This is a genomic window from Actinocorallia lasiicapitis, assembly GCF_054778695.1.
Genome location: NZ_BAAGZI010000347.1, coordinates 1 through 6,354, shown reverse-complemented (window position 1 = coordinate 6,354; position 6,354 = coordinate 1). Strand labels below are relative to the sequence as shown.

5 protein-coding genes are annotated in these 6,354 nt (G+C 70.9%); 2 read left to right on the top strand and 3 right to left on the bottom strand.

Annotated elements, in window-relative coordinates:
- Positions 1-1,031 precede the first annotated feature (1,031 nt).
- Both ACYVE7_RS27075 and ACYVE7_RS27070 read right to left on the bottom strand, forming a co-directional pair.
- The gene (locus ACYVE7_RS27075) at positions 1,032-1,796 is read right to left on the bottom strand and encodes a bestrophin-like domain (RefSeq protein WP_460368446.1); all 765 of its coding nucleotides are present in this window, start codon (positions 1,794-1,796) and stop codon (positions 1,032-1,034) included.
- Between the two features lie 64 nt (positions 1,797-1,860).
- A complete protein-coding gene (locus tag ACYVE7_RS27070; RefSeq protein ID WP_460368445.1) occupies positions 1,861-2,673 on the bottom strand; it encodes a hypothetical protein in 813 nt (270 codons plus the stop codon).
- 103 nt (positions 2,674-2,776) lie between these two features.
- Here ACYVE7_RS27070 and cds1 point away from each other — a divergent pair, with 103 nt between their 5' ends.
- On the top strand, positions 2,777-3,850 hold the full coding sequence (cds1, locus tag ACYVE7_RS27065; protein ID WP_460368443.1) for an L-cysteine desulfhydrase Cds1: 1,074 nt from the start codon (positions 2,777-2,779) through the stop codon (positions 3,848-3,850).
- 183 nt (positions 3,851-4,033) lie between these two features.
- Positions 4,034-5,323 (top strand): M50 family metallopeptidase, encoded by a 1,290-nt coding sequence (locus ACYVE7_RS27060; protein WP_460368441.1) that lies wholly within the window; start codon positions 4,034-4,036, stop codon positions 5,321-5,323.
- Here the strand turns inward: ACYVE7_RS27060 and ACYVE7_RS27055 are convergent.
- The coding region (locus tag ACYVE7_RS27055; RefSeq protein WP_460368439.1) for an ATP-dependent DNA ligase at positions 5,307-6,354 on the bottom strand (1,048 nt) is incomplete at its 5' end. The genes ACYVE7_RS27060 and ACYVE7_RS27055 overlap by 17 nt on opposite strands.

Sequence of the window (6,354 nt, the reverse complement as noted above, 5' to 3'; positions counted from 1 at the left end):
GGCCTTAGGCGTCGGGACGGCCGGACGCGGCTTCGGCGGCGTCACGCCGGGCTGCGGCGCGAGCGGCCACGGCCCGAACGGCGGCGGAAACACCGGTCGCGGAGTGAACTCACGCGGCGTGTGCCCAGGAGAGATCAGCACCGTCAGCCCCGGCTCGGGCACCGCAGGCGTGGAGGCAGCGGGAAAGCCCGGCGGCCTGGGGCTCGACCCGTCCGGAACGGCCGTCACAGGCCCGACCGAGCCCGGCGCCGGAATCGTCGGCACAGGCCAGGCCGGTCCCGAGGTGATCGTGAGGGTGGGCCACGGCGACGCGGACCCAGGCCACGTAGGCCAGGGCGATACCGACCCGGACCACGTCGGGCCCGGCGACACGGGCCCGGGCGATACCGGACCGGTGCACGTGGGCCAGGGAGACGCCGGTCCTTGCCACGCGGGGCCCGGCAACGCGTGTCCAGGCAACGCGTGCCCAGGCGACGAGGGCCCGGGTGACGTGTGCCCGGACGACGCGGGTCCGGACGACGCGGGTCCGGACGACGCGGGTCCGGACGACGCGGGTCCGGACGACGCGGGTCCGGGACACGAGGGCCAGGGCGACGCGGGTCCAGGGGAGGTGGGGCCGGAGGTTGCGGGCCAGGGCGACGCGGGTACGGACGAGGTGGGTCCGGGCGTCGCGGTCCCGGGCCAGGTGGGCCAAAGCGACGTGGGTGCGGGCGAGGTGGGGCTGGGGGACGTGGTTCCGGGCCACGTGGGGCTCGGGGAGGGGGTTCCGGGTGGGGTGGGGGCGGCCGGGTGGGTGGGGGTGCAGGAAGCGTCGCCGGTGGTGAGGTAGAGGTCGAGGGGGACGGGCGGGAGGTGCGCCCAGACGCAGATCATCGTGGTGGGGCCTAGCTGGACCAGGGCGGTCAGGCCGTCGCCGGAGGGTCCGGGTGACGGGGACGGCTCGCCGGCGGGGCCGGTGAGGCCGGCGAGGGCGGGGCCGCCGCCCATGAAGATCGCGCACAGGGCGCAGCCGACGGCTTTGACCAGATCTCTCATGGGATGCGGGTGAATTCCTGCTGGGCGGTCTCGTAGGCCGTCGTGTCGACGCCGAGCGCCCCGGAGAACGCGTGGTTGATGTTGAACATCAGGTACATGCTGACGCCCAGCATCGCCGCCATGATCGTCAGCGGGACCCAGGCCATGCCGCGCGGCCGCGCCCCCGCCAGGAACGGGTAGACGATCATGATCAGTCCGCTGACCAGGGTGAGGGCGAGGACGCCGCGGGGCAGCCCGGACGAGGCGTCCGAGGCGCGCTGGCGGCGGGCGGCGAACAGGTCCTCGATGTTCGCCATGACGCCGTCCGCGGCCTCCCTGGCCTTGGTCTTGTCGGGGTGGTCGTACTCGCCGGTCCGTGCCCTGAACTCGTCGGCGATCTTCCAGCCTTCGGGGCTCGTGTCGTCGTGGGCCACCATGTACGGCCACTCGTCGTCGATCACGAAGCGGGTGTAGTCCCGCAGGGAGGCGCGGACCTCGTCGCGCTGCGCGGCGGGCAGGTCGCCCGCGTCCCAGTAGGCCTCCACCAGGGCCTGCGCCTCGGCCTGCGTGTTCTGGCGGGCGCTGTCGGCGACCGTCCAGGGGATGATCACCGCGATCGCGAAGATCAGCAGGAAGAGCGCGGAGAGCATCCCGCCTGCGTGTGCGGCGGTCGGCCCGTCGGGGGAGTCGTCGTCCTGCCCGAACCGGTGGAAGACCTTCGCCGCGACGAAGACGAGCGCGACGGCGAGGACGGCGGCCAGCATCGACCAGAAGACAATCATCAGCGCCCCAGGTAACTTACTGTAGTTACATAAACGTGGGGAGTTCGCGATCATCTAACCACGGTCAGTGCTTCGGCCCGCTGGTGACGCGTTCGAGTTCTCCCTGTTCATCCTGGGAATTTCGCTGAGAGCGATCGCCGTGCCGGCCGGCGATGACCTCCTGGAACCAGATCTTGGCCCGGATCAGCGGACGTCGCAGCCGCTGCTCCCGGCCGAGCGCCAGCCGGAACTTCCGGCCGTCCGGGTCGTAGAACCAGCGCGCCCACGGCGAGAACGGCCGGGCCAGCCGCATCACCCCCACCACGAGCAGCGGCAGCAGGAACAGCCCGGCGAGCCCCGTCCAGATCTTGCCCTTGAGCAGGCAGACCACGGCCAGCGCCAGATGCAGGACCAGGCTGCCGATCCACAGCGCCACCCCCGCCGCTCCGGACGCGCCCGCGACGTCGTCGAAGAGCGTGGGCCGCACCCCGAGCAGCAGCAGTCCCGTCACCCCGATCGCGACGAACACCGCGTCGACGGAGGCGCGGCCCTCCTCGGTCCAGTAGACGTCGCGCAGATGCAGGATCAGCGCGAACTCGTCCAGGACGAGCGCCGCACCCACCCCGAACAGCGCCGCGGCGACCGCGTAGGGCCCGATCAGCTCGTCGTCCAGCGCGAACGAGGCGACCCCCGAGACGATCATCAAGATCACCCCGAACACCACATGGTGGATGTGCGTGTCGCCCGCCTTGACGTTCCGCAGGATCCACCCGCGGTCGGCCCTGATCAGCCGAACGCTCAGGCGCGTGCCGAGAAACGTCACGATGAACGCGACGAAAAAACAGAAGAGCGGCAGGCGTCCTGTCTCCAGCACCCTGCGCGCGAACAGATCCCACACAGGCTCCCCCGATACCTACCCACCCATCATGCACACAGCGTGACCTGTGACCTTAGCCTTGGGGTGTCCTGGCGGAATCGGCAAGTTGAGAGTGAGATCACGTATGGACTTCGTGGATCGGTGTGAACCGGATTGCCGGGCCTGGATCGCGGAGGCGATCGGCAAGGTCGAGGCCGACGCCAACCGGAGCGCCGACACCCATCTGCATGTGTTCCCGCTGCCCCCGGCCTGGGGGATCGACCTGTATCTGAAGGACGAGTCGGTGCATCCGACGGGGTCGCTGAAGCACCGGCTGGCCCGGTCGCTGTTCCTCTACGCGCTGTCCAACGGCTGGGTGCGCGAGGGGACGACCGTCATCGAGGCGTCCAGCGGTTCGACGGCCGTCAGCGAGGCGTACTTCGCCCGGCTGCTGGGGCTGCCGTTCGTCGCGGTGATGCCGAAGTCGACCAGCCCGGAGAAGATCGCGCTGATCGAGTTCCAGGGCGGTTCGTGCCATTTCACCGAGGACGGGTCGCAGATCTACGCCGAGGCGCAGCGGCTGGCCGACGAGACCGGCGGCCACTACATGGACCAGTTCACCTACGCCGAGCGGGCCACGGACTGGCGGGCCAACAACAACATCGCGGCGTCGATCTTCGAGCAGCTCGCGCTGGAACCGCACCCCGAACCGTCCTGGGTCGTGGTCAGCGCCGGGACGGGCGGCACCGCCGCGACCATCGGCCGCTACACCCGGTACCGCAAGATGCAGACCAAGCTCTGCGTGGTCGATCCGGAGGGGTCGGCGTTCTACGAGTCCTGGGTGAACGGCGACCCGTCCGTGACGGCCAAGGGCTCGCGGATCGAGGGGATCGGCCGGCCCAGGGTCGAACCGTCGTTCCTGCCGACCGTGATCGACCGGATGATCCGGGTGCCGGACGCCGCCTCGATCGCCGCGATGCGGTGGGCGTCGGAGGTCACCGGACGCAAGGTCGGCGGCTCCACCGGCACCAACGTGTGGGGCGCGCTCCGGCTGATCGCCGAGATGCGCGAGCGGGGCGAGCGCGGCAGCGTCGTCACCCTGATCTGCGACGGCGGCGAACGCTACACCCACACCTACTACGACGACTCCTGGCTCGCCGACAAGGAGATCGACATCGCCCCCCACCTCGCCGCCCTCCGCGCCCAGCTCCTGAGTTAGGCCGTGTCTTAGGAATCGTCAGTCCCACTGCGCGCGGACAAGATCCATAAGGCATGGCCGCGGGTCAAGCGGGCGGCGCGCTGCGGGCAGGTTTGCGCAAGGGTTTCCGGTGGCCGCTTGGCCGTGATGGGGCCCGGGTAGGCAGACCGTCGCAAAGATCTTGCGGCTGGCGGAGGGGGCCTGGTGCTCGTCCTGGGGATCGTCCTGTTCTTCGTGCTCCTCATGGGGTCGATCGCACTGCACGAGGTGGGCCATCTGGTCTTCGCCAAGAAGTTCGGGGTCCGCTGCCCGCAGTACATGGTCGGCTTCGGCCCGACGATCAAGTCATGGCGGCGCGGTGAGACCGAGTACGGCGTCAAATGGATCCCCCTGGGCGGGTACGTCCGGATGATCGGGATGCTGCCTCCGCGCCCCGGCGACCCCGACGGGCAGCTCAGGCCGTCCTCGACGGGCCGGTTCAGCCAGCTCATCGACGCCGCCCGCGCCTCCGCGCTCGAAGAGGTCGGCCCCGACGACGGCGACCGCGTCTACTACAAGAAGAAGTGGTGGCAGAAAGCGCTGATCTCGTTCGGCGGCCCCGCCATGAACTTCCTGCTGGCGTTCCTGTTCCTGGCCGTCGCGATGATGGGGATCGGGCTGAAGGAGCCCACCACGGCCATCGGCACCGTCGCCCAGTGCGTGCTGCCCGCCGCGACCCAGCTCCGCGAATGCACCCCGAAGGACCCGCTGACGCCCGCCGCGGCGGCCGGACTGAAGCCGGGCGACACGATCACCGCCTTCGACGGCGCCCCGATCGGCGACTACACCGACTTCCAGCGGCTGATCCGCGACTCGGCCGGGCAGCGCGTCACCCTGACCGTCCGGCGCGGCGACCAGACCCTCACGCTCACCCCGACGATCATCAGCAACACCGTCGCGGACCTGTCCAAGCCGGGCGGCACCGTGACGGCCGGATTCCTCGGCATCACCCCCGCCCTGGAGTACGTGCGGCAGGGCCCCGGCGCGGTCCTCACCCAGATCGGCGGGATGGCCACCGGCACCCTCCAGGCGTTCGCGCACTTCCCGGAGAAGATGCGGGGCATCTGGCACGCGTCGTTCAGCGGGGCGAAGCGGGAGGCCGACAGCCCGATGGGGGTGATCGGGGCGTCCCGGATCGGCGGCGAGGTCCTCACCTCCAAACAGGACAACCTCGGCAAGATCTCGATCTTCATCCTGCTGCTGGGCTCGATCAACTTCGCGGTCGGCGCGTTCAACCTGCTGCCCCTGCTGCCGCTGGACGGCGGCAACATCGTCGGCGCCCTCTGGGAAGGCGTCAAACGCGGCTTCGCCCGGCTCACCGGCAGGCCGGCGCCAGGGCCTGTGGACGTCGCCAAAGCCCTGCCGCTGACCTATGTGGTCGGCGGGCTGATCCTGGTCATGGGCGTCCTGCTCGCCTACGCCGATCTGGTGAACCCCGTCAGGCTGGGAGGTTGACCGCGAGCTCGCGGACGGTGTCGACGGTGTCGGCCTCCTCTGCGGTCTTGTCGTCGCGGTAGCGGAGCACGCGGGCGAAGCGCAGCGCCATCCCGCCCGGGTAGCGGGTGCTGCGCTGGACGCCGTCGAACGCGATCTCGACGACCTGGACGGGCTCGACTCGCACCGTCCAGCCGTCGTCACTGGTCTTGAGCTGCTGGAACCGCTCGGTCTGCCAGGCCAGCAGCTCGTCGGTCAGGCCCTTGAAGGTCTTGCCGAGCATCACGAACCCGCCCGTCTCCGGATCACGGGCCCCCAGATGCAGGTTCGACAGCTTGCCCTGCCGCCGCCCGTGGCCCCACTCGACGGCCAGCACCACCAGATCGAGGGTGTGCCGCTGTTTCACCTTGATCCAGCCCGCGCCGCGCCGCCCCGCCGTGTACGGGGTGCCCAGGGACTTCACCACGACGCCCTCATGCCCGAGCCGGACGGACTCGGCGAAGAACGCCTCGGCCGCCACCGGATCGGCCGTCTCGATCCGCGGCATCCGCAGCTCCCGCGGGACGGCCTCGGCCAGGGCCCGCTGCCGGACCGAGCCCGGCTCGTCGAGCAGATCGCGGCCGTCGAGATGGAGCACGTCGAACACGAACACCGAGAGCGGGGCCGCGCCGCCCTCCCGGGTGGCGGTGGCGGCACGGGAGGAGGTGATTTGGAACGGTTCGGGCCGCCCGTCCGGCCGCTGCGCGATCAGCTCGCCGTCCAGGACGGCCGTGCCCAGGCCGAGCCCGCCGACCGCCGCGACCACCCCGGGCACCCTGTCGGTGATCTCGTCCAGGGTGCGGGTGAACACCCGGACCTCGGCGCCGTCCACATGGAGCTGCGCGCGGATCCCGTCCATCTTCTGCTCGACGCCCACCGGCCCGTCGGCCCCGGCCATCGCCTCGGCGACCGAAGGCGCGGACGCGGCCAGCATCGGCTTGACCGGACGGCCGACGACCAGCGTGAACTCCGCCAGCGCGGGCGCCCCGCCCGTCAGCGCGACGGTCGCGACC